A 22,007-nucleotide genomic window follows, 5' to 3' on the forward strand; every position below is an offset into this window, starting at 1 on the left:
GATGGTCGAGGAAGCGACGCGGCTGCGCCCCCTCATGCTGGTCGAGTAGCCCCGCAGGGGCGTATCGAGACCCACCGTCGGCAGCAGGGCAGGTCTGCAGACTCGTCCTTCTGCCGCTGGTCGATCTCGATACGCCCGCTGCGCGGGCTACTCGATCAGCATGGACGACACCGTCCGCCCTACGCCCGCCGCGCCGCGTCCGCGAGTGGCAGCGCGAGGTGCAGGATCCCGTCGTCCGGGGAGCCGGCCTCGACCGGTGTCCCGACCCGCCCGCGGATGTCACTGGGCGTGAGCCCCTCCCGGCGCTTCAGCGCCCGGCGCAGGTGATCGGCCGAGGAGAAGCCCGACGCTGCGGCGATGGCCTCCAGCGGCACCTCGCGCGGCCGCCGCCGCAGCAGCTCGACCGCGCTCGCGACGCGCGCGCGCTCGATCTCGCTCGCCACCGTCGTCCCCGCGTCCTCGAACAGTCGCTGCAGGGAGCGAGTGGACACGTTGACGGCGTCAGCCACCGCCTCCGGCGTGCACCGCGGCGTCCGGTGGGTCCGATCGATCACGGTCCGCGCCCGCCCGAGCGTCGCCGCGCGAACACTCGTCGTCCCCGGCTGGGAACCGGCCGAAGCGAGGAACGCGCTCACCAGCAGCTGCTTGACGACGTGCCCGAAGCCCTCGACCTCACTGTCGGAGGGGAGGCCGGTGCCCGACTCCGCCGCGAGCGCGAACGCCGTCGTGAAGGCGAAGGCCGCACGCGTGGACCGCGCGTCCGGATCCAGCCCGTGCACGTTCCCGCCGAGATCGAAGCCGTAGCGGCGCATCTCGTCCGCCCGGATGGTGACCTGGAGCGAGGTGACGGGCATCGTCGACTCGGTGGTGAAGCTGGTCGTGCCCGGCTGGTAGGCGATCGAGCCCGGGCGGAGCAGGACGGTCCGGTCCGGACCCACGAGCCTGACCGCACCCTCGATGAGGAAGCTGAAGTTCAGGTAGGACGTGTCGTCCGCACCCCAGGTGCCGCGGAGGACGCGCAGCGGCGAGGTCGTCAGGAGCACGACGCTGATGCCCGCCGCAGTGAAACCGGACCCGGCCATGCGCGGCACGGTTCCCGGCTTGACCACGATCCGCGGCCCGAGAGTCTCGAGCTCCCTTATTCCGGAATAAGCCCAAGAAATCGCTTCCACCATGTGATGCCTCGGAATTCTCTATTCGACGGCTCCGGTCCCCTAACCGGCGCCCTCCGATTATGCCTGGGGAGCGCCGCGCATCATCCGCCAGGGCTCCGTCAAATCACGCCACCTGGTTGGGGGGGCTCCCGGAATCGATCAGAGGGTGGTTCGCCGTCCTGGCGCCGATCGTGACAGGAGTACGCGCTCTCATAGCGCTTCTGTGGCGCGGATCGCAGCATCGCTGACGGGGAGAGGCACCCCCTATCAGGGGGCCACCGGACGGAGCGATTGCTCGGCCCGACAGGCGTGAATAGCCTGACGATAACCTCGCGAATTCGTTTGTCCGCACGGTGCGATAAGCGTCGCTGCGACGGGTCCTCACCCCGCCGCACTCGGTCTCCCGATCACCGAGCCGGAGGAGTCCGCTCCGCCTCGGCGAGCCAGTTCGCCAGGAACCGGCGGCCGCCCTCGGTGAGGACGGACTCGGGGTGGAACTGGACCCCGACCGCGGGTGCGGAGCGGTGACGCAGCGCCATCACGACACCGTCGGGCGTCTCCGCCGTGACCGCGAGCTCCGGGGGCAGGGTGGAGCGCTGGACTGCGAGCGAGTGGTAGCGCATCGCCGTGAACCCCGACGGGATCCCGGCAAACAGCGGGTCGCCGTCGTGCACGACCGAGGAGGTCCGGCCGTGCAGCAGCTCCGGAGCCCGGCCCACGCGAGCGCCGAGTGCGTGGGCGAGCACCTGGTGGCCGAGGCAGACCCCGAGCAGCGGTTGCGCCACGGCGACCGCGTGCCGCACGAGCGCCGCCGACGTCGGTGCGTCCTCCGGTCGTCCCGGCCCGGGAGACAGCAGGATCCCGTCACTCCCGGCCGCGCGCTCGATCGCCTCCCGAGGGGACAGCTCTCCCCCCTCGACGACGTCGACCTCCGCTCCCGCCTCCCGGAGGTAGGCGACCAGGGTGAAGACGAAGCTGTCGTAGTTGTCGACCACCAGCACGCGCGTCATCGCGGTGGCCGCGTCCGCGCCGGCGTCACGACCCGACGGTGACGTTCTGGTCGAGCACGAGCGACTGCACCCAGGGGAAGACCCACTCGGCCAGCGCGGCGAGCACGGCCACCAGCAGGACGATCACGAGGAGCAGCCGGAGCCACCAGGGCCCGGGCAGGATCCGCCACAGCGCTGCGTACACGGTCAGCCCTCCTGCGCGAGTGAGCCGGCGATCTCCGCCGGCGCCCCGGCGGATCGCGGCTGCCACGACTCGAAGACGCCGTAGGCGATGATCCGCTCGGCGGTCGAGTACAGCGGATTGCAGCTGGTGAGCGTGATGAGCCGGTCCGTGGCGGTTGCGCCGCTGGTCCAGGGCACCGGATCGATCACCTGGATCTCGGAGGGCTGCACGTACTCGAGGTTGCGGAACCGGTAGGTGTACCAGCCGTCCGCCGTCTCGATGTAGATCGCGTCGCCCAGCTGGAGCTCGTCGATCAGGTGCATGCCTCCGCCGTAGGCGCTGCGATGCGCCGCGAGGGCGAAGTTCCCCGCCTCACCGGGCATCTGCGTGCCCGGGTAGTGGCCGATGCTGCCCTCGTCGAGGACGTTCTCGGCATCCACTCCCTCCGCGATCGTGCGGACCCAGCCCTCGCCGTAGCGCGGGATGTAGAGGTTGCCGAACGAGGTGTCGAGGGCCGACACCGGTGCGATCACCGGGTCGCCGAAGCCGGCCGGGGTCTCGCTCGGCGCCGTCGACGGCTCGGGAGCCGGAGCGGGGTCGCCCCAGCTCTGACGGAGCTCCGCGGCCTCGGAGGTCTGCTGCCCGGCGATCACCGCGTCGTTCCACCACAGCTGCCAGCCGAGATAGAGGAGGACGAGCGCGCCCGCCGTCATCAGCAGCTCGCCCAGGACGCCGAAGAACGTCAGTCGCCGGCGCGGTCGGCGGCTCGGTCGCCGGTCGCGCAGGCGCAGCGGGGCGGCAGCGTTCGACGGGACGGTCATGCGACGAGTCTAGGCGCGGGTCACGCGCCGCAGACGGCCCTCCGGCGCCCGCTGGCGCGTTCTCCACAGGCGCTCCCGGGCGTCTCCGCGGCATCACCCCGGTCTCGCGCTCCCGGTCGACGGTCCTCGCCCGGTACAGTGGAAGGCATGGCACGAGCGACGAAGAGCCCGAAGCCCGAGCGCGACGAGGCCCGGACCGGTGAGGACGCACCCAATCCGGTGTGGTTCAAGCCCGTCATGTTCGGGTTCATGCTGCTGGGCCTCGCCTGGATCATCGTCTTCTACGTCAGCCAGGGCACGCTCCCGGTCCCGGACCTCGGCAACGCCAACATCCTGATCGGCTTCGGCATCGCCTTCATCGGCTTCCTGATGACCACGCGCTGGCGCTGACCAGCCGCGCATGAACGACGCCCCGTCCGGTCCGCCGACGGGGCGTCCGTCGTCGGCGGACCCGGCCTCGACCGTGACGCGCCTGCGTGCGGCGGGGTGCGTGTTCGCGGAGGAGGAGGCGGATCTCCTGCACGGTGCGGCCACCGATGCCGATCGCCTCGAGTCCCTGCTGCGTCGCCGCGAGGGCGGCGAGCCGCTGGAGCAGATCCTCGGCTGGGTCGCCTTCCGCGGGTTGCGCATCCCGGTGGTCCCCGGAGTCTTCGTGCCCCGGCGTCGCACCGAGGCGGTCGTCGACGCCGCCCTCGCACTGCTCGACGGACGCGGGCCCGCGACCGTCCTCGACCTGTGCTGCGGTGCCGGAGCGATCGCCCGGGCGCTGGCCGAGGAGCGCGACGGCCTCGCACTGCACGCGGCCGACCTCTCCCCCGCCGCCGTCGCCTGCGCGCGACGCACGCTGGCGGGGCTCGCCCCGGTCCACCAGGGCGACCTCTTCGAGGCCCTGCCCGAGGAGCTGCGCGGCCGGATCGATCTCGTCGTCGTCAACGCGCCCTACGTGCCGACCGCCGCGATCGCCCTGATGCCGCCCGAGGCGCGCCTGCACGAGCCGGCGTCGACGCTCGACGGCGGGAGCGACGGTCTCGCTCTGCACCGGCGGATCGCGGCGGAGGTCGTCCCCTGGCTCGGCGACGGCGGCGCGGTCGTGATCGAGACCAGCCGCGAGCAGGCGGAGCGGACGGCGGCGCTCTTCGCCGACGCGGGATTCGACCCGACGATCCTCCTCGACGACTACCGCGACGCCACGGTCGTCTCGGCCCCGCTCCGGCGAACTACACGCGTGTAATTATCCCCAGGTGTTGAAACTCCTGTGGAGAACTCCGCAGGCCGCGCAGGGCCGCGGATGCGGAGGCCGTGCCGGCCCGCATCGGCGGCGGGCCGGGGCGGGATCGGTGATCCCGAGGGCGTCGGAGTCACGGCTCCGAATGACAACGGCGTAGTTCTCCCCAGTGTTAACAACTCTGTGGATAACTTCGTCCCCAGCTGTGGAGAGCAGCTGTGGACAGTGCGCGCGTCCTGTGGACGGTCGCTCGGCGCGCTCCGGGCGCTCAGGCCAGGACGTACGCGCCGACGGTGATCGCGACGAGACCGGCGCCGATCAGCCCGACGAGGAGGTTCTGGACGCGCCGCTGCGAGCGCTGCCGCGTCCGGGTGAAGACCAGCCCGATCAGCGCGCCGGCGACGAGGCCGCCCACGTGCGCCTGCCACGCGACGTTCATGCCGGGCAGGAAGCCGATCACCAGGTTCAGGCCGACCAGCACCAGCAGCTGCGAGGCCTGACCGCCGAGGTGGCGGAGGATCACGAGGTACGCGCCCATCAGCCCGAAGATGGCGCCCGAGGCGCCGATCACCGGGGTCAGCGGGCTGGAGAGGATCAGGACGCCGACCGAGCCGGCGAAGCCGCTGAGGAGGAACAGCGTCAGGTAGCGTCCGCGGCCGAGCATCCGCTCGAGCGCCATGCCGAAGACCCACAGCGTGTACATGTTGAGAAGCAGGTGGAACGGCACCACGAAGAAGAGGGAGGTGCTGTGCGCGAAGATCGAGGTGATCATCCGCCACGGCTCGAAACCGGCGCCGAAGCCGGGCAGCGTGTAGGCCGGGAAGTACGCGATCGCGTTGAGCACCGTGTCGCCGACGAACGGCAGCACCTCGAGGATCCAGACCAGGACGCAGAGCGCGATGATCGCGTAGGTGACCGTCGGCTGGTCCGCCCGCGTCATGGCCCGCACCCGCGAAACGAGCGGCCCGCGCACTCGCGGCGCCTCACTGCGCTGCTGGGCCATGTCGTCGGGGCAGATGACGCCGACCGGTGCCGGGGTCTGGCACTCGCCGCAGATCGTGCGACCGCACCGCTGGCAGCGCACGAAGCTCTGGCGATCGGGGTGGCGGTAGCAGGTGTAGGTGCTGCTGCTCGGCGGGACCTGGGTCACGAACGTTCCTCCGGGAGAGAGAGAACGAGGGCCGGGCCCAGACGGACCCGACCCTCGATGAGTGGTGGTGAGGCGATCAGACCTCGGTGATCTCGACGCTCTCGATGACGACGTCCTCGAGGGGCTTGTCGCGACCGTCGGTCGCCACGGCCGACAGCGAGTCGACGACCTTCTTGGACTCGTCGTCGGCGACGGCGCCGAAGATGGTGTGCTTGCCCTGGAGCCAGGTGGTCGGCGCGACGGTGATGAAGAACTGCGAGCCGTTGGTGCCGCGGCCCGCCTGCTTGCCGGCGTTGGCCATCGCGAGGATGTAGGGCTGGGTGAAGTCGAGCTCGGAGTTGATCTCATCGTCGAACTGGTAGCCCGGGCCGCCGATGCCCTGGCCGAGCGGGTCGCCGCCCTGGAGCATGAAGTCGGGGATGATGCGGTGGAAGACGGTGCCGTTGTAGAGCGGCTCCTTCGTCTTCGCGCCCGTCGCCGGGTGGGTCCATTCGATGTCGCCGGTCGCGAGACCGACGAAGTTGCGGACCGTCTTCGGCGCGTGGTTGCCGTAGAGGTTGACGACGATGTCGCCCTTGGTCGTGTGGAACGTCGCGACTGCGGTGTGCAAAGGCATGGGTGGATTCTCGCACAGCGGCTCTGTAGGGCTCCGCAACGCCGGGTGTCAATGCGCTGGGTGCGCGATGCGCGGGCCGCGTGATGAGTGGCAGTATTGAGCCGTTGTTCGCCGCTCGTAGCCGATGGAGGACCAAGTGGGTCTGTCACGTAAGCACAAGAAGGATCTCAAGCGCCTCCGCAAGAACGCCGAGGCGGTCTGGAGTGAGCAGCAGGAGGTGCTGGCGCACGCCGCCTCCGTTCTCGAGAAGAGCCGCCGCCACGCGACCACGTACGCGAAGAAGGAGGTCGTGCCTGCCGTCAAGGACGCCTACTCGAGCCGGGTGAAGCCCGTCTACGACAACGGGGTCTCCGCCGTCGAGGGCACGTACTCCTCCGCACGCGACGCCTACAAGCACAAGGTCCTCCCGACCTTCGCCGCTGTCGGCGGGACCGCGGCGGCCGCGTTCGAGGCCGCCAAGGACTCGAAGAACCGCGCGAAGCTCGCCGAGATCTCGAAGGCGCGCTGGGAGGAGCTCACCACTCCCCCGAAGAAGAAGAACAAGGTCGGCACGGTCTTCGCGATCGGCGCCGCCCTCGTCGCCGTGGGCGGCATCGGCTACGCCGTCTGGCAGACGTTCCGTGCCGACGACGAGCTGTGGGTCGCCGAGGACGAGCCGGCCAGCGCCGCGCAGTCGCCGGCGTCGACCGCTTCCTGACTCGCCGCGTGAGGCCCGGACACCGCACTGCGGGTCCGGGCCTCACGCGTGTCCGGCGGCGACCGGTCCGCGGTTAGGCTGCTGAGGTGGACATCCGGGTCGCCGCATACGGCGTGATCATCGACGGCGAGCGCATGCTCCTCGCGCACTGGAGCCAGGGACCGTGGGAGGCGTGGACGCTTCCCGGCGGCGGCATCGACGAGGGCGAGTCGCCCGCGGACGCTGCCGTCCGCGAGATCTTCGAGGAGACCGGCTACCACGCCGAGCTCGAGGGCCTGATCGGCGTCGACTCGCACGTGATCCCCGCGCACCGCCGCAGCGACCCCGCGGCCGGCCCGCTGCACGCGATCCGTGTCGTCTACCGTGCCCGCGTCACCGGTGGCGAGCTCACCCACGAGGTCGACGGCTCGACGGACGCCGCGGCGTGGTTCCCGCTCGCGGAGGTCGAGGGCCTCGAGCGCGTCGAGCTGATCGACGTGGCCCTGACGATGAACGAGGCCTGGACGCTGCGCTGACCCCGGCGGGTCTCGATACGCCGCCTTCAGCGGCTACCCGACCACCGTGCAGGACACCCCACGGCGTCACGTCCGATGTGGAGCGGCCTCCATGCTGATCGAGTAGCCCGCGCAGCGGCCGCATCGAGATCCCGCCTCCCGAGGGAATCGTGCGGTGCCGCCCGGCGTTGTCTCCCCTGTGATCGTCGAGCTCTACACGTCCGCGTTCTGCGGCGCCTGCAACGCGGCCCGCAGCGTGCTCGAGCGCGCGGCCGAGCTCGTCCCCGCTGCGGAGATCCGCGAGTTCGACGTCGCCTTCGCGCCCGATGCGGCCGAGGCCGCGGACATCCGCTCCACCCCCACGGTCGTCGTCCGCGACGCCGACGGCCACGCGGTGTTCCGGGCGGAGGGAGCGCCGTCACTCCCCCAGGCGCTCTCGGCGCTCGCCCTCGCCGTAGGGTGACCTCGTGCCGCATCGTCGTCGAGTCGCCAGCGTCGCGGTCGTGCTGGCGGCCACGACCTCGCTGACGCTGTCCGGCTGCGCCACGGAGCTTGTCTCGGAGGCGACCGTCGGCATCGGCCGCGGCGGTCAGCGCGCCGAGGTGCTGGGCGTGGTCGTCGTCTGCTCCGGCGCCGTCGACGGCCTCGACCTGGCCGTCGAGGACACCGCTCCCCTGCTGATCGGCGACCGCGCGCGTCGGATCACCCGCTGGGTGGCCCCGGAACCCGTCGACGACATCGGCGCGACCGACCTCGCCGGCCGGACCGTCTGGCCCGCCGACCGCGAGATCGAGCGCTTCCCCCTGGGGGTCGACCTGACCCTCGGCGCCTACGCGGTCGACGGATCAGTCGTCGGGCGCCCGGTCGTCTTCACCGCCGAGCAGTTCGACACCCTGTCCGTCGGCGAGATCATCGTCGGCGACATCCGCGACGGCACCTCCGAGACTCTCTCCGTCGAGAACTTCCTCGGCCTGGCCTGCCAGCCCCGCTGACCCTCGCCGTCTCGCCTCCAACAGGCATGCGTGGCTGGAGCTGGCGCGACTCGATGATCAGGTCGGCGCGCTCTCCGAGGAGCTGGACACCGATGCCTGCTCACCATGCAGCGCGTCCTGCTGGAGAGCACGGCCCCCGACACCGTCGGGCACTGACACGACCAGCAGGGACGCAGGAACCGATGGTTCGAGGCCGTGGAGGTCCTGGCGGCCCTCGACGACTTCGCCGCCAGAGCGCGCCGACCGCGGTTCGGCACGCACAGCGGATGAGGAGGACCCACGGAGGGGTGCGAGTGTGGAGCCTAGGAGATTCGAACTCCTGACATCCTGCTTGCAAAGCAGGCGCTCTACCAACTGAGCTAAGGCCCCGAGCCGGTGGTGACACCGGCGAGAGTGGAACGGCCCGTCACCTCGCGGTGACGGGCCGTTCGGCACGTGGGGGTACCAGGACTTGAACCTGGGACCTCTTCATTATCAGTGAAGCGCTCTAACCGCCTGAGCTATACCCCCGAAATGGCCAGATGTGACTCTACCCGACAGCGGGTCAGAATCCCAATCGGCCGCTCCGCCGCAGACCCTACTGGTTGGTGAAGCCGACCAGCAGGCCGCCGGTGATCTTGACGCTGAGGTTGTACAGCAGCGCCACGATCGCCCCGAGGGCGGTGGTGACGATGGTGTTCAGCACCGCGACGACGATCGCGAAGCCCATGATCTGGGGCAGCGAGATGATCGTGTTGAGGTCGAACGCCTCCGCGCCGGCGATGTCCTGGACGAGGCCGTTGACCTCGTTGAAGACTCCGGTCTGCGCGAGAACCGTGTAGACGAGGTAGACGACGACGATCGTGATGATCGCCAGCGTCAGACCGAGCAGGAAGGACAGCTTGACGGCCGACCAGAAGTCGACGTACACCAGCTTGAGTCTGACCTGCTTCGCCGCCGGGCTCTTCGCGGACTTCTTGGCGAGCTTCTCGGCGACCGTGCTACTCATCGACGGACTCATCCTCCTCCGACACCGCGTCGGACTCGGCCGACGCCGCGGCGTCGGGATCCTCGTCCTGGGCGTCGAGATTGCGTTCGGTGTTCTTGGCGAGTGCGATGATGCGGTCGTCGTCTGCGAATCGTGCGAAGACGACTCCCATGGTGTCGCGACCCTTGGCCGGTACCTCGGCCACGGCAGAGCGTACCACCTTGCCGCTGGCGAGCACGACGAGCACCTCGTCGTCCTCCCCGGTGATGATGGCGCCCACCAGGTCGCCGCGCTTCTCCTCGAGCTTGGCCACCTTGATGCCCAGTCCGCCGCGGCCCTGGAGCCGGTACTGGTCGACGGCGGTGCGCTTCGCGTAGCCGCCCTCGGTCACCACGAAGACGTAGCCCTCGTCGCTGACGACGTTGGCGTCCAGCAGTCGGTCGTCGCCGCGGAACGACATGCCCCGCACTCCCGAGGTCGAGCGGCCCATGGGGCGCAGCGCCTCGTCGGAGGCGGTGAAGCGGATCGACATGCCCTTGCGGGAGACGAGCAGCACGTCGCTGTCCTCGTCCACCAGGAGCGCCGAGACGAGCTCGTCGCCGTCGCGCAGCTTGATCGCGATGATGCCGCCGGAGCGGTTGGTGTCGTACTCGGCCAGGGCCGTCTTCTTGACGAGGCCGTCGCGGGTGGCGAGGACGAGGTAGCGGGCCGCCTCGTAGTCGCGGACGTCGAGGATCTGCGCGATCTGCTCGCCCGGCTCGAGTGCGAGGAGGTTCGCGATGTGCTGGCCCTTGGCGTCGCGGCTGACCTCCTGCAGCTCGTACGTCTTGGCGCGGTACACGCGGCCGGTGTTCGTGAAGAACAGCAGCCAGTGGTGCGTCGTGGTGACGAAGAAGTGCTCGACGATGTCGTCGGCCTTGAGCTGGGCGCCGCGCACGCCGCGGCCGCCGCGGTGCTGGGCGCGGTAGGAGTCGCTCCGGGTGCGCTTGAGGTAGCCGCCGCGGGTGACGGTGACGACCATCTCCTCCTCGGGGATCAGGTCCTCGACGCTCATGTCGCCGTCGAAGCCGAAGAGGATCTCGGTGCGGCGGTCGTCGCCGAAGCGGTCGACGATCTCGTCGAGCTCGTCCGAGATGATCGTCCGCTGGCGCTCCGGGCTCGCGAGGATCGACTTGTAGTCCTCGATCTCGGCCTGGATCCGGTCGTGCTCGTCGATGATCTTCTGGCGCTCGAGCGCGGCGAGCCGGCGCAGCTGCATGTCGAGGATGGCGCGCGACTGCACCTCGTCGATGTCGAGGAGCTCCATCAGGCCGTCGCGGGCCTCCTCCACCGTGGGGGAGCGGCGGATCAGGGCGATGACCTCGTCCAGCGCGTCGAGCGCCTTGAGGTAGCCGCGCAGGATGTGGATCCGCGCCTCGGCCTCGTCGAGCAGGTACTGCGTGCGGCGGACGATGACCTCGACCTGGTGGTCGACCCACGCGCGGATGAAGCCGTCGAGCGAGAGCGTGCGCGGGATGCCGTCGACGATCGCCAGCATGTTCGCGCCGAAGTTCTCCTGCAGCGGGGTGTGCTTGTAGAGGTTGTTCAGCACGACCTTCGCGACCGCGTCGCGCTTGAGCACGACGACGAGGCGCTGACCGGTGCGGCCCGAGGTCTCGTCGCGGATGTCGGCGATGCCGGAGACGCGGCCGTCCTTGACCAGCTCGGCGATCTTGATCGCGAGGTTGTCCGGGTTCACCTGGTACGGCAGCTCGGTGACGACGAGGCAGGTGCGGCCCTGGATCTCCTCGATCGAGACGACGGCGCGCATCGTGATCGAGCCGCGGCCGGTGCGGTAGGCGTCCTGGATGCCGCGGACGCCGAGGATCTGCGCGCCCGTGGGGAAGTCGGGGCCCTTGATGCGCTGCAGCAGCGCCTCGAGCAGCTCCTCGCGGCTGGCCTCCGGGTGCTCGAGCGCCCACTTGGCACCCGACGCGACCTCGCGCAGGTTGTGCGGCGGGATGTTGGTGGCCATGCCCACCGCGATGCCGACCGAGCCGTTGACCAGCAGGTTCGGGAAGCGCGCGGGCAGGATCGCCGGCTCGCGGGTGCGGCCGTCGTAGTTGTCCTGGAAGTCGACGGTGTTCTTGTCGATGTCGCGGACCATCTCGAGGGCCAGCGGGGCCATCTTGGTCTCGGTGTAGCGGGGGGCCGCGGCGCCGTCGTTGCCGGGGGAGCCGAAGTTGCCCTGGCCGAGCGCGAGCGGGTAGCGGAGGCTCCACGGCTGGACGAGTCGCACGAGGGCGTCGTAGATGGCCGAGTCGCCGTGCGGGTGGAACTGGCCCATCACGTCGCCGACGACGCGGGAGCACTTCGAGAACGCCTTGTCGGGGCGGTAGCCGCCGTCGTACATCGCGTAGATCACGCGGCGGTGCACGGGCTTGAGGCCGTCCCGCACCTCGGGCAGCGCGCGGCCCACGATCACGCTCATCGCGTAGTCGAGGTAGGAGCGCTGCATCTCGAGCTGCAGGTCGACCGGCTCGATCTTGTCGTGCCCGTGGATCACGACACCGGTCTCGGTGACGATGTCCTCGCCGTCGTCCGGTCCGGTGGGGGTGTCTGATTCGTCTGCCATGATCTCTGTCTTCTCAGGTGGGTCCGGGCCCCGGGTCGTGACGGGGGCGGGTCGCGCTGGGTGTCAGGTGAGTGCGGTGGTGCTGGGTCGTGCCGGGGGAACGTCCGGATCTCGATACGGCCTTCGGCCTACTCGATCTCGACATCTGTCGGTCATCGCTCTGCGATGACCGATCAGATGTCGAGGAACCTCACGTCCTTCGCGTTTTTTTGAATGAAGGAGCGGCGGGACTCGACGTCCTCGCCCATCAGGGTCGAGAAGATCTCGTCGGCGGCGGCCGCGTCGTCGAGGGTGACCTGGAGGAGGGTCCGCGTGGCGGGGTCCATCGTGGTCTCCCACAGCTCCTTGTAGTCCATCTCGCCGAGGCCCTTGTAGCGCTGGATCCCGTTGTCCTTGGGCATGCGCTTGTTCGAGGCCGCGCCGTGCGCGAGCAGCGCGTCGCGCTCGCGGTCGCTGTACACGTACTCGTGCGGCGAGTTCGACCACTTGAGGCGGTAGAGCGGCGGCTGAGCGAGGTAGACGTAGCCGAGGTCGATCAGCGGGCGCATGTAGCGGAACAGCAGCGTCAGCAGGAGCGTCGTGATGTGCTGGCCGTCGACGTCGGCGTCGGCCATCAGGATGATCTTGTGGTACCGCGCCTTGTCGGGGTTGAAGTCCTCACCGATGCCGGCTCCGAAGGCCGTGATCATCGCCTGGACCTCGTTGTTGCCGAGGGCCCGGTCGAGGCGGGCCTTCTCGACGTTGAGGATCTTGCCGCGGAGGGGGAGGATCGCCTGAGTCTCGGGGTTGCGGCCCTGGACGGCGGAGCCGCCGGCCGAGTCGCCCTCGACGATGAAGATCTCGGAGATCGACGGGTCCTTCGACTGGCAGTCCTTGAGCTTGCCCGGCATGCCGCCGCCCTCGAGGAGTCCCTTGCGGCGAGCGGTCTCGCGGGCCTTGCGGGCGGCCATCCGCGCGGACGCCGCCTGGATCGCCTTCCGGATGATGTCCTTGGCCTGGTTGGGGTTGCGGTCGAACCAGTCGGCGAGCTGCTCGCCGGCCACCCGCTGCACGAAGGCCTTGGCCTCGGTGTTGCCGAGCTTGGTCTTGGTCTGGCCCTCGAACTGCGGCTCGCCGAGCTTGATCGACACGACGGCGGTGAGGCCCTCGCGGATGTCGTCGCCCGAGAGGTTCTCGTCCTTGTCCTTGAGCAGGTTGTTGGCTCGCGCGTACTTGTTGACGAGCGTCGTCAGCGCCGCCCGGAACCCCTCCTCGTGCGTGCCGCCCTCGTGGGTGTTGATCGTGTTCGCGTAGGTGTGCACGCTCTCGGTGTACGCCGTCGTCCACTGCATGGCGACCTCGAGCGAGATGCGGCGCTCGGTGTCCTCGGACTCGAAGTCGATGATCTCGGAGTGCACGAGATCGGACTTCTTGAGCGAGTTGATGTACTCGACGTAGTCGACGAGGCCCTTCTCGTAGAGGAAGACGTCGCTGCGCGGACCCGAGGTCTCGTTCTCCCCCTCGCCGTCGAACTCGATCTCCTTCTCGTCCGTCAGGGCGATCCGGAGTCCCTTGTTGAGGAACGCCATCTGCTGGAAGCGGGCGCGGAGGGTCTCGTAGTCGAACTCGACGGTCTCGAAGATCTCCGCGTTCGGCCAGAAGGTGATCGTGGTGCCGGTCTCGTCGCTCGGCCCGCCCTTCGCGAGCGGCGCCTCCGGGACGCCGTCGGCGAAGGTCATGCTGTAGGACGCGCCCTGGCGCTTCACCTCGACCTCGAGCCGGGTGGAGAGGGCGTTGACGACGGAGGAGCCGACGCCGTGCAGTCCGCCGGAGACCGCGTAGCCGCCGCCGCCGAACTTGCCGCCGGCGTGCAGCACGGTGAGCACGAGCTCGACGGTGGAGATGCCCTCGGTGGGGTGCATGTCGACCGGGATGCCGCGGCCGTTGTCGACGACGGTCAGGCCGCCGTCCGCGCGCATGACGACCTCGATGTTGTCGCAGTAGCCCGCGAGCGCCTCGTCGACGGCGTTGTCGACGATCTCGTAGACCAGGTGGTGCAGGCCGCGCGGCCCCGTCGAGCCGATGTACATGCCGGGGCGCTTGCGGACCGCCTCGAGGCCCTCGAGGACCTGGATCTGGTTCGCGCCGTAGTCGCCGGAGGACTTCGTCGACATGCCGGCGGAGTGCGCCGCCTCCGACGGGGCGGCCTCGGCCGGGGCGGAGGGGCCGGTGGAGCCGTTCGCGTCCAGGTCGTTCGCTGCGGGGGCTGACGTGGAGTCGGTCGGCTCGGGGGTCATAGCTGTGGAGTTCTCCTCTGACGGTCCGTCGCGGCGCGCAGGCGGATCTGGAGATCTCGCGCACGGGGTCGACGCTGCGGTTCGGCGGCCCTCCATTCTACCGCGCGGCGGCCGGTCGCGCGGCGCTCAGTGGCGATCTGACGAACGATTTCTCCGGGGTCGACCGAAAATGCGTCCTCAGCCGTAGGTATCGCGCGGACCACGCCCTGGAATCGACCTGGGGCCCTTTTTCCAGTTCGGGACGTCGGGCCCTTGGAAACGGATCGCGGTGATCCCCGCGTCCGGGTGGTTCACCGCGATGTGGTTCATGATCTCGATCCGCATCAGCCGCAGCTGCGTCGACCAGGCCGTCGACTCGCACGCCACCGTGAGCACGCCGTCGACGACGCCCACCGGGGTGGAGTGCTTGGCCGTCTCCTCGCCGGCGATCGCCGTCCACGACGACATCAGGTCCCCCTGGGCGAGGGGAGCGGTCCAGCCGAGCTTCACCGTGAGGGAGGAGAGGACGTCGCCGAGGTCGTGCGGGTCGCGGCCGCCCCCGAACGGGGCCGCATCGCCCTTCGGCTCGGCGCGGTCGACGGTCTTGCGCACTCGACGGGGAGCGTCGCCGCCGAAGACCTCCTTGAGGTGCTGGTAGACGCGCGCCGCCTCGGAGTCGGCAGCGGGGGAGGGAGCACCGCGGCGGGGGGACTCAGCCACGGTCGGGCTCCGGGTCGGGCTCCGCTGTGCCGTCCGCGCTGTCGTCCGCAGCTGCGTCCACGGTGTCGTCGCGCTCGCAGGACGCATCCGTCTCGGCGGGATCCGTCGGCGTGGACGCGGCCTCGGCCGGAGCGGTCAGGGGTGCCTCCGGGACCACGACGGCGTCGGACTCGACGATGCGCCCCGCCTCGATGCGGACCGTGTGCGCGGCCAGCTCCGCGGGCACGTCGTCGAAGACGGCCGCCGTGATCAGCACCTGCTCGTAGTCGGCGACCACCGAGGCGAGGCGCTCGCGCCGGCGCGCGTCGAGCTCGGCGAAGACGTCGTCGAGCATCAGCACCGGGTCGCCCATGGGGGAGTCGCGACGGAGCAGCTCGGCCGCGCCGAGCTTGAGCGCCAGCGCGAACGACCAGCTCTCGCCGTGGCTGGCGTAGCCCTTGGCCGGCAGGTCGTTGAGCTCGAACTGGACGTCGTCCCGGTGCGGTCCAACCAGCGAGATCCCGCGGTCGAGCTCGCGGCGGCGCACGGAGAGCAGCGCGGCGGAGAACGTCTCGGCCAGCTCCGCCGGCGCGGCGGCGACCTCGGACGTCGCGACGGGCTCGTCGTCGTCGTCGACCGCCCCCTGGACGCTCAGTCGCGAACGCAGCACCGGGCGCTGATCGGCCCCGGCGACCGCCTCGTAGGCGGCGCGGACCGGTCCGCTCAGCTCGTCGACCAGGGTCAGCCGCGACTGCATGATCTCGGTGCCGAGCGCGACGAGCCGCTCGTCCCAGATGTCGAGCGTGCCGAGCTTGGCGGGATCGCGGACGCCGCTCGCCCGCGCGGACTTCAGCAGCGAGTTGCGCTGGCGCAGCACGCGCTCGTAGTCGGCCTGCACGGCGCTCATCCGGGGGGACCGGAGGACGATCAGCTGGTCGAGGAAGCGGCGCCGAGCGGACGGGTCGCCGCGGATCAGGAGGAGGTCCTCCGGTGCGAAGAGGACGCTCGAGAAGAAGCGGGGCAGCTCGCGCGGCTTGATGCCGCCCCGGTTGATCTGCGCGCGGTTGGCGGAGGAGCGGTTGATCTGCACCTCGGCGAGCAGATCGCGGTCGCCGTTGCGGAGGCGGGCCCGGATCACCGCGCTGTCCTGACCCGCGCGGATCAGCGCCTGATCGGTGGACACCCGGTGCGAGCCGAGGGTGGAGAGGTAGCCGAGCGACTCGACCAGGTTCGTCTTGCCCTGGCCGTTGCGGCCCACGAACAGGTTCGGGCCGGGAGCGAGCGCGACGTCGACGGAGGCGTAGTTGCGGAAGTCGCTCAACGCCAGCTGCGTCACCTGCACGCGGTCACCTCCTCCGTCTCCACTCTGCCCTTTGCGGCACCTGCCGACGCGGGGTCTCGATACGCCGCTGCGCGGCTACTCGACCGGCATGGAACGGGGGCCGGCTGCCGAACCATGTTGATCGAGTAGCCCGCGCAGCGGGCGTATCGAGATCCACCCGCGTCGGACGACGCGTCTGCAGATCCGCCGTGGTGACGACGGTGGGTCTCGATACGCCCCTCCGGGGCTACTCGACCAGCATGCGGGGGACCGCCTCTGATCGAGACCCCTGCGCCGTCCGAAGGACGCGCCTCTCCCGCCGAGCACAGCAGAAGCGGCCGACTTCTCCGCGCAAGGTGAAGGCGGCCGGAGGCCCGCCGCGGCCATGACAGCATCCCTGCGTCATGGCTGCGGCGGGCCGCAGGTCGCCGTCCGCGACCGGCTCTGCGGAACGCGACTGCTTCGAGAAGCCGACCGCCGTGAGGACTGCCGCAGGCAGTCCGAACCGGTCGACTCAGTCGACCGCTTTGACGGAGTGCCCGCCGAACTGGTTGCGGAGCGCCGCGACCGCCTTCATCGCGGGGGAGTCCTCCTGGCGGGAGACGAAGCGGGCGAAGATCGAGGCGCTGATCGTGGGGACGGGGACGGCGTTGTTGATGGCCTCCTCGATGGTCCAGCGGCCCTCGCCGGAGTCCTGGACGTAGCCCTCGATGTGCTCGAACTCCGGGTCCTGCTCGAGCGCGCGGACGAGCAGCTCGAGGAGCCAGGAGCGGACGACCGTGCCGCGCTGCCACGCCTTGAAGGTGCCGGTGACGTCCTTGATGATGTCCTTGCGGGTGTCGAGGAGCTCGTAGCCCTCGGCGAACGCCTGCATCAGCGCGTACTCGATGCCGTTGTGCACCATCTTCGCGTAGTGGCCGGCGCCGACCTCGCCGACGTGGACGAAGCCCTCCTCGCGGGGGCCCTCGGGGCGGAGCGCGTCGAAGACGGGCATCGCGTAGTCGACGAGCTCCTTCGGGCCGCCGACCATCAGGCCGTAGCCGTTCTCGAGGCCCCAGACGCCGCCGGAGACGCCGGCGTCGATGTAGTGGATGCCCTTGGGCTTGAGGAGCGCATCGTGCTTGAAGTCCTCGGTGAAGCGGGAGTTGCCGCCGTCGATGACCAGGTCGCCCTCGCTGAGCTTCTCGGACAGGTCGGTGACGACCGCGTCCGTGATGGCACCGGCGGGCACCATGACCCAGACGATGCGCGGCGCCGGGAGGGCGGCGATCATCTCGTCGAGCGAGGCGGCGTCCGAGACGTCCGGGTTGCGGTCGTAGCCGGTGACCTCGACGCCCTTCTCCCGCAGGCGGGAGCGCATGTTGTCGCCCATCTTGCCGAGTCCGACGAGTCCGATGTGCATGGTGAACCTTCCTGGGATTCGATGTCCGGCGGGCGGGCGCTCGTCGGCGGAGAGACGGTCGCGGCGCTGCGATCGGGGAGGAGCGGTCAGCGCAGGAGCAGGTTCGGCTGCAGCAGGTAGCGGTAGCTGTCGCTGCCGGGCTGCTCGCGCGAGGTCTGCGCCGTGATCAGGACCGGTCCGGGCTTGTTGGGGTTCTCGGTCTTCGTGAACGCGATGCGCACGAACTCCGAGTGCACGGCGGCGAGGCCGTCGAGCAGGAACTGCGGCTTGAGCGAGACGACGACGTCGGTGCCGGTGACGATGGCGTCGATGCTCTCGGAGGCCTGCGCCTGCTCCGAGCCGATGGCCTCGAGGGTGAGCCCGTCGCTGCTGAAGCTGAAGCGCAGGGCGGCCTCGCGCTCGAGGACGAGCGAGACGCGGCGGGTGGCCTCGATGAGGTCGCTGGTCGCCATCACGGCGTAGTTCTCGACGGAGGCGGGGAAGAGGCGCTTCACGGGCGGGAAGTTGCCCTTGATCAGGAGCGAGGTGACCGTCTTGCGGTCGGCGGTGAAGGCGATCAGCTCGCGCTCGTCGCGCTGCGTGATCGCGACGGAGACGGTGCCGGAGTGGCTGAAGGTCTTGCCGACCTCCTGCAGGGTGCGCGCGGGCACGAGCGCGGTGAGCGGCTGGCTGGGAGCGGCGTTGTCGCCGTTGTCCCAATCGATCTCGCGGACGGCGACGCGGTAGCGGTCGGTGGCGACGAGGCCGATGGTGTTCTCGGTGATCTCGAGCTGGACTCCCGTGATGACGGGGGTGACGTCGTCGCGGGAGGCGGCGACGGCGACCTGCGAGATCGCGGCGGAGAAGGCGTCCGCGGGGACGAGGCCCGTGGAGGCGTCGATCTCGGGGATGCTCGGGTACTCCTCCACGGGCATCTGCAGCAGCGTGAAGTGCGCCGAGCCGGCCGAGACCGAGACGCGCGACTCCTCCGTCGCGACGCGCACGGGGGCGTTGGGCAGGCGGTTGGCGATGTCGGCGAGCAGTCGGCCCGAGACGAGGACCGTGCCGGTCTCCTCCACGTCGGCGGCGATCTGCGTCTGCGCGGAGACCTCGTAGTCGAACGAGGAGAGCGTGAGGCCCTCGGCGGTCGCCTCGATGAGGATGCCCGAGAGGATCGGCAGGGTCGTGCGCTGCGGCAGCAGCTTGACCGCGAACGACACCGCCTCGCTGAAGACATCGCGGTTGGCTTGGAACCTCACGAGAACACCCCTGACGAGTCGTGGACGAAGACCGACGCCCATCGTACTCGTCAGCTTCGGCGTGCCCGGAAGCACGACGCCCTCCCGGCGCAGCCGAGCCCTGTGGAGAGGTTGCCGGTCCGCCCCTGAATAAAGAGAGAACTGCGTTAACAGTGTTAACACGTGTGGAAACTGTGGAAAACGTCCGGGACCCTTACTGACGACTGCGATGCGGAGGGGGTCGAGCTGTGGACGGAGTGTGAGCGCGGTCGTGGACGGCCTGTGGAGGGATCCGCCCGGGTGGTCGCGAGTGCACAGGCGGGTGCTCGGAGCGCACAGATCGAGGGCGGTTGTCCACAGTTATCCACAGGTTGCTCACACGTGTGGAAATCGACCGGAATCGTTCGATGTGGCGAACGCGGGTGGGCGTGGCGGGGTGGCGGCGGGGCGCTGCGGGGGAGACGGGGGCACCGGGAGGGTGGGTCTCGATACGCCGCTGCGCGGCTACTCGACCAGCATGCAGGGGGCCGCTGCGCAATCGGCGCAGAAGAGGGGAGCGGTGGCCGTCTCATGCTGATCGAGTAGCGGCCGGAGGGCGCGTATCGAGATCCGGGGGCACCGGGAGGGTGGGTCTCGATACGCCGCTGCGGGGCTGCTCGACCGGCATGCAGGGGGCCGCTGTGCGGCTACTCGACCGGCATGCAGGGGGCCGCTGTGCGGCTGCTCGACCGGGGGGAGGGAGCAGCCGGCGGCCGGGCGTCAGCGGTTGGTCTTGATGCGGGTGGTCAGCTCGGTGACCTGGTTGTAGATGCTGCGGCGCTCCTTCATGAGCTCCGAGATCTTCTTGTTGGCGTACATGACGGTGGTGTGGTCGCGGTTGCCGAACAGCTGGCCGATCTTGGGCAGGGAGAGGTTCGTCAGCTCGCGGCAGAGGTACATCGCGATCTGGCGCGCCGTGGCCACCGCCTGGGAGCGCGATGAGCCGTAGAGGTCGTCGACCGTCAGCTTGAAGTAGTCCGCGGTGTGATTGATGATGTCGACCGGCGAGATGACGTTGTCCTCGTCCAGCGTGATCAGGTCCTTCAGGACCGTCTGCACCAGCGCCATGTCGACCGGCGTGCGGTTGAGGCTCGCGAACGCGGTGACGCGGATCAGCGTCCCCTCCAGCTCTCGGATGTTGCTGGACACCTTCGACGCCATGAACTCGAGGATGTCGTCGGGCACGAGCAGCTTCTCGCTGACGGCCTTCTTGCGGAGGATCGCGATGCGGGTCTCGAGGTCGGGCGCCTGCACGTCGGTGATCAGGCCCCACTCGAACCGCGACCGCATGCGGTCCTCGAAGCCGGTCAGCGCCTTGGGCGGCAGGTCCGAGGTGATGACGACCTGCTTGTTGTGGTCGTGCAGCTGGTTGAAGGTGTGGAAGAACGCCTCCTGCGTCTCCGCCTTGCCCTGCAGGAACTGGATGTCGTCGATGAGGAGGATGTCGACGTTGCGATACCGGCCGTGGAACGCGTTGCCCCGGTTGTTCGCGATCGAGTTGATGAAGTCGTTGGTGAACTCCTCGCTCGACACGTAGCGCACGCGGATCCCCGGGTAGAGGCTCATCGCGTAGTGGCCGATGGCGTGCAGGAGGTGGGTCTTGCCGAGGCCCGAGTCGCCGTAGACGAAGAGCGGGTTGTACGCCTTCGCCGGCGCCTCGGCCACGGCGACCGCGGCGGCGTGCGCGAAGCGGTTCGAACCGCCGATGACGAAGTTGTCGAAGCTGTACTTGGGGTTCAGCCGGGTGTCGGTGGCCGGCACCGTCCGCAGCTCCTCGACAACCCGGACCGGCGGCGCGACCGTGGCGGAGGATCCGGTGACGGGCTCGAACGGGTTGAGCGACTCCGAGGACGGCGAGCTCATCGGCTCGTGCTCGATGTCGGGGTTCACCACGAAGGCGAAGGTCGAGACGCCGAAGGAGTCGTCGAGGGCGCCGATCGCACTCAGCAGCGGCACGCGCACGCGGTGCTCGAGCATCCCGCGGGTGAACTCGTTCGGGACCTCCAGGTAGAAGGTGCCCGCCATGATGCCCTTGGGTTCCACCAGGGAGACGAAGCCGTACATCGGCGCGGTGATGCGCTCGTCCCGCGACAGCTCGCCGCGGATCACGTTCCACGCGTCGATCATCGACGTGTCGTCAGGCATCTGTCTCCGGTCCTCGGTCGCTCTCGAAATCCTGGCCGCCGCCCTGGGCTGTCGTCCGTGTCGGCGGGCCCTCGGTTCCAGCGGAGATCCGGGGCCCGATCCCTGCACAGGCGTGTCCACAGGTCTCGGCCGATCCCGGCGATGACGCGGGACGGGACGGTTCGCGCCTGTGGATAACTGCGGCTCAACACCGTAACGAACGGAGCCGATGGGAGACAAATCCACCACAGCGACACCCGCGTGTCAATGCGCGGAACACGCGGTCCCGTGTGCAGAATCGAGGTTTCGCTCGGTGCACATTTGACCGGTGGCGGCGGAGGACGTAGTTTAAGTCAGTTGACGCCTGCCCGGCGTCGGGAGCACGGTCCTCGCGGATCGGGCCGATCGGCACCCGGGCACCCCCTCTTCCCGGACGATCCGGAGCCCTCGCCACCGGCGTGGCGCCCCGCTCGCACCGCGGAACACGTACGTGGAGATCTGACTATGAGCAAGCGAACCTTCCAGCCGAACAACCGTCGTCGCGCCAAGGTGCACGGCTTCCGTCTGCGCATGCGCACGCGCGCCGGTCGCGGCATCCTGAGCGCACGCCGCGCCAAGGGCCGCACCGAGCTCTCGGCGTAGCGCCAAGCGATTCCGTCCAGCGGTGCTGGCCAGAGCCCATCGCATCGTCCTCGGTGGCGAGTACCGGGCAGTCGTCCGTCGCGGTGTGCGGTCCACGGGACCGCACACCGTCACGTATGTCCGGAGGTCCTCCGGTGACGCTCCGGTGCGGTTCGGCTTCATCGTGGCCAAGACCGTCGGGACGGCCGTGAAGCGGAACACCGTGCGGCGCCGGCTCAAGGCCGTCGCCTTCGAGCTCGTGCCGCAGATCGAGTCCGGGACCGACGTGGTCGTCCGGGCGCTGCCCGGCAGCGCCGACGCTCCGTGGTCCGCGCTGCGGCAGGACGTCGTGGCCGCGGTGACGCGTGCGCGCGTCGTCCGCGCGGGCGAGGCGCTCCGGTGACGGCCGCTCCTATCGCCACCGCT

Annotated in this window: 22 protein-coding genes and 2 tRNA genes; 8 read left to right on the plus strand and 16 right to left on the minus strand. The window is 69.8% G+C overall.

Annotated features, from left to right (window positions below; all coding sequences use genetic code 11):
• Positions 1 to 179 precede the first annotated feature (179 nt).
• The 4 genes from GTU73_RS00730 to GTU73_RS00740 form a co-directional block, all read right to left on the minus strand.
• Complete coding sequence (locus GTU73_RS00730) at positions 180 to 1,175, minus strand: helix-turn-helix domain-containing protein (RefSeq protein ID WP_160086113.1); 996 nt, start codon at positions 1,173 to 1,175, stop codon at positions 180 to 182.
• Positions 1,176 to 1,561: 386 nt separating this feature from the next.
• A complete protein-coding gene (locus GTU73_RS00735) occupies positions 1,562 to 2,164 on the minus strand; it encodes an aminodeoxychorismate/anthranilate synthase component II (RefSeq protein WP_160086115.1) in 603 nt (200 codons plus the stop codon).
• A 25-nt stretch (positions 2,165 to 2,189) separates the two neighbouring features.
• Positions 2,190 to 2,348: a hypothetical protein gene (locus tag GTU73_RS18910; RefSeq protein ID WP_167306035.1), complete on the minus strand. Its 159-nt coding sequence runs from the start codon at positions 2,346 to 2,348 to the stop codon at positions 2,190 to 2,192.
• Positions 2,349 to 2,350: 2 nt separating this feature from the next.
• On the minus strand, positions 2,351 to 3,148 hold the full coding sequence (locus GTU73_RS00740) for a class E sortase (protein ID WP_160086117.1): 798 nt from the start codon (positions 3,146 to 3,148) through the stop codon (positions 2,351 to 2,353).
• Between the two features lie 147 nt (positions 3,149 to 3,295).
• On the opposite strand from GTU73_RS00740, the gene GTU73_RS00745 reads away from it, so the two are divergent.
• Positions 3,296 to 3,538 carry a cell division protein CrgA gene (locus GTU73_RS00745; RefSeq protein ID WP_123447247.1) on the plus strand — a complete coding sequence of 81 codons (243 nt, stop codon included), beginning with the start codon at positions 3,296 to 3,298 and terminating at the stop codon, positions 3,536 to 3,538.
• A gap of 10 nt (positions 3,539 to 3,548) precedes the next feature.
• Positions 3,549 to 4,379, plus strand: a complete 831-nt coding sequence (locus tag GTU73_RS00750) for a putative protein N(5)-glutamine methyltransferase (protein ID WP_160086119.1) — start codon at positions 3,549 to 3,551, stop codon at positions 4,377 to 4,379.
• A 262-nt stretch (positions 4,380 to 4,641) separates the two neighbouring features.
• Here the strand turns inward: GTU73_RS00750 and GTU73_RS00755 are convergent, their stop codons facing one another.
• Together GTU73_RS00755 and GTU73_RS00760 are read right to left on the minus strand one after the other, a co-directional pair.
• Positions 4,642 to 5,523, minus strand: a complete 882-nt coding sequence (locus tag GTU73_RS00755) for a rhomboid family intramembrane serine protease (protein ID WP_160086121.1) — start codon at positions 5,521 to 5,523, stop codon at positions 4,642 to 4,644.
• A gap of 76 nt (positions 5,524 to 5,599) precedes the next feature.
• Positions 5,600 to 6,139, minus strand: coding sequence for a peptidylprolyl isomerase (locus GTU73_RS00760; protein WP_133961341.1), 540 nt, complete (start codon positions 6,137 to 6,139; stop codon positions 5,600 to 5,602).
• A gap of 136 nt (positions 6,140 to 6,275) precedes the next feature.
• Between GTU73_RS00760 and GTU73_RS00765 the strand changes: the two genes are divergently transcribed.
• The 4 genes from GTU73_RS00765 (at position 6,276) to GTU73_RS00780 (ending at position 8,322) form a co-directional block, all read left to right on the plus strand.
• Positions 6,276 to 6,836, plus strand: a complete 561-nt coding sequence (locus GTU73_RS00765; protein WP_160086123.1) for a hypothetical protein — start codon at positions 6,276 to 6,278, stop codon at positions 6,834 to 6,836.
• Positions 6,837 to 6,922: 86 nt separating this feature from the next.
• Positions 6,923 to 7,351 carry an NUDIX hydrolase gene (locus GTU73_RS00770; RefSeq protein ID WP_160086125.1) on the plus strand — a complete coding sequence of 143 codons (429 nt, stop codon included), beginning with the start codon at positions 6,923 to 6,925 and terminating at the stop codon, positions 7,349 to 7,351.
• Between the two features lie 154 nt (positions 7,352 to 7,505).
• Entirely contained in the window at positions 7,506 to 7,793 is a 288-nt protein-coding gene (locus GTU73_RS00775; RefSeq protein WP_244231715.1) for a thioredoxin family protein, read from the plus strand.
• 4 nt (positions 7,794 to 7,797) lie between these two features.
• Positions 7,798 to 8,322, plus strand: coding sequence for a hypothetical protein (locus GTU73_RS00780; protein ID WP_160086127.1), 525 nt, complete (start codon positions 7,798 to 7,800; stop codon positions 8,320 to 8,322).
• Positions 8,323 to 8,618: 296 nt separating this feature from the next.
• On the opposite strand, the gene GTU73_RS00785 is transcribed toward GTU73_RS00780, so the two are convergent.
• From GTU73_RS00785 to dnaA, 10 genes are all read right to left on the minus strand, one after another.
• Positions 8,619 to 8,691, minus strand: a tRNA-Ala gene (locus GTU73_RS00785).
• 67 nt (positions 8,692 to 8,758) lie between these two features.
• Positions 8,759 to 8,832, minus strand: a tRNA-Ile gene (locus GTU73_RS00790).
• A gap of 67 nt (positions 8,833 to 8,899) precedes the next feature.
• Complete coding sequence (locus GTU73_RS00795) at positions 8,900 to 9,310, minus strand: DUF3566 domain-containing protein (RefSeq protein WP_160086129.1); 411 nt, start codon at positions 9,308 to 9,310, stop codon at positions 8,900 to 8,902.
• Positions 9,303 to 11,903: a DNA gyrase subunit A gene (gyrA, locus tag GTU73_RS00800; RefSeq protein ID WP_160086131.1), complete on the minus strand. Its 2,601-nt coding sequence runs from the start codon at positions 11,901 to 11,903 to the stop codon at positions 9,303 to 9,305. Before gyrA ends, GTU73_RS00795 begins: the two co-directional genes overlap by 8 nt.
• Before the next feature lie 173 nt (positions 11,904 to 12,076).
• On the minus strand, positions 12,077 to 14,056 hold the full coding sequence (gyrB, locus tag GTU73_RS00805; RefSeq protein WP_160091150.1) for a DNA topoisomerase (ATP-hydrolyzing) subunit B: 1,980 nt from the start codon (positions 14,054 to 14,056) through the stop codon (positions 12,077 to 12,079).
• Positions 14,057 to 14,356: 300 nt separating this feature from the next.
• Positions 14,357 to 14,878: a DciA family protein gene (locus GTU73_RS00810; protein ID WP_244231716.1), complete on the minus strand. Its 522-nt coding sequence runs from the start codon at positions 14,876 to 14,878 to the stop codon at positions 14,357 to 14,359.
• Entirely contained in the window at positions 14,871 to 16,199 is a 1,329-nt protein-coding gene (gene recF, locus GTU73_RS00815; protein ID WP_160086135.1) for a DNA replication/repair protein RecF, read from the minus strand. Before recF ends, GTU73_RS00810 begins: the two co-directional genes overlap by 8 nt.
• 493 nt (positions 16,200 to 16,692) lie before the next feature.
• Positions 16,693 to 17,580: a phosphogluconate dehydrogenase (NAD(+)-dependent, decarboxylating) gene (gnd, locus tag GTU73_RS00820; protein ID WP_159982639.1), complete on the minus strand. Its 888-nt coding sequence runs from the start codon at positions 17,578 to 17,580 to the stop codon at positions 16,693 to 16,695.
• 86 nt (positions 17,581 to 17,666) lie between these two features.
• Positions 17,667 to 18,818 (minus strand): DNA polymerase III subunit beta, encoded by a 1,152-nt coding sequence (gene dnaN / locus GTU73_RS00825; protein ID WP_160086137.1) that lies wholly within the window; start codon positions 18,816 to 18,818, stop codon positions 17,667 to 17,669.
• Positions 18,819 to 19,556: 738 nt separating this feature from the next.
• Positions 19,557 to 20,981 (minus strand): chromosomal replication initiator protein DnaA, encoded by a 1,425-nt coding sequence (dnaA, locus tag GTU73_RS00830; protein WP_160086139.1) that lies wholly within the window; start codon positions 20,979 to 20,981, stop codon positions 19,557 to 19,559.
• Between the two features lie 483 nt (positions 20,982 to 21,464).
• Here dnaA and rpmH point away from each other — a divergent pair, with 483 nt between their 5' ends.
• Together rpmH and rnpA are read left to right on the plus strand one after the other, a co-directional pair.
• Positions 21,465 to 21,602 (plus strand): 50S ribosomal protein L34, encoded by a 138-nt coding sequence (rpmH, locus tag GTU73_RS00835; RefSeq protein ID WP_055784512.1) that lies wholly within the window; start codon positions 21,465 to 21,467, stop codon positions 21,600 to 21,602.
• 22 nt (positions 21,603 to 21,624) lie between these two features.
• Positions 21,625 to 21,984: a ribonuclease P protein component gene (rnpA, locus tag GTU73_RS00840; RefSeq protein WP_160086141.1), complete on the plus strand. Its 360-nt coding sequence runs from the start codon at positions 21,625 to 21,627 to the stop codon at positions 21,982 to 21,984.
• Positions 21,985 to 22,007 lie beyond the last annotated feature (23 nt).

The sequence above is a fragment of the Rathayibacter sp. VKM Ac-2804 genome (assembly GCF_009866655.1).
GTDB lineage: Bacteria > Actinomycetota > Actinomycetes > Actinomycetales > Microbacteriaceae > Rathayibacter.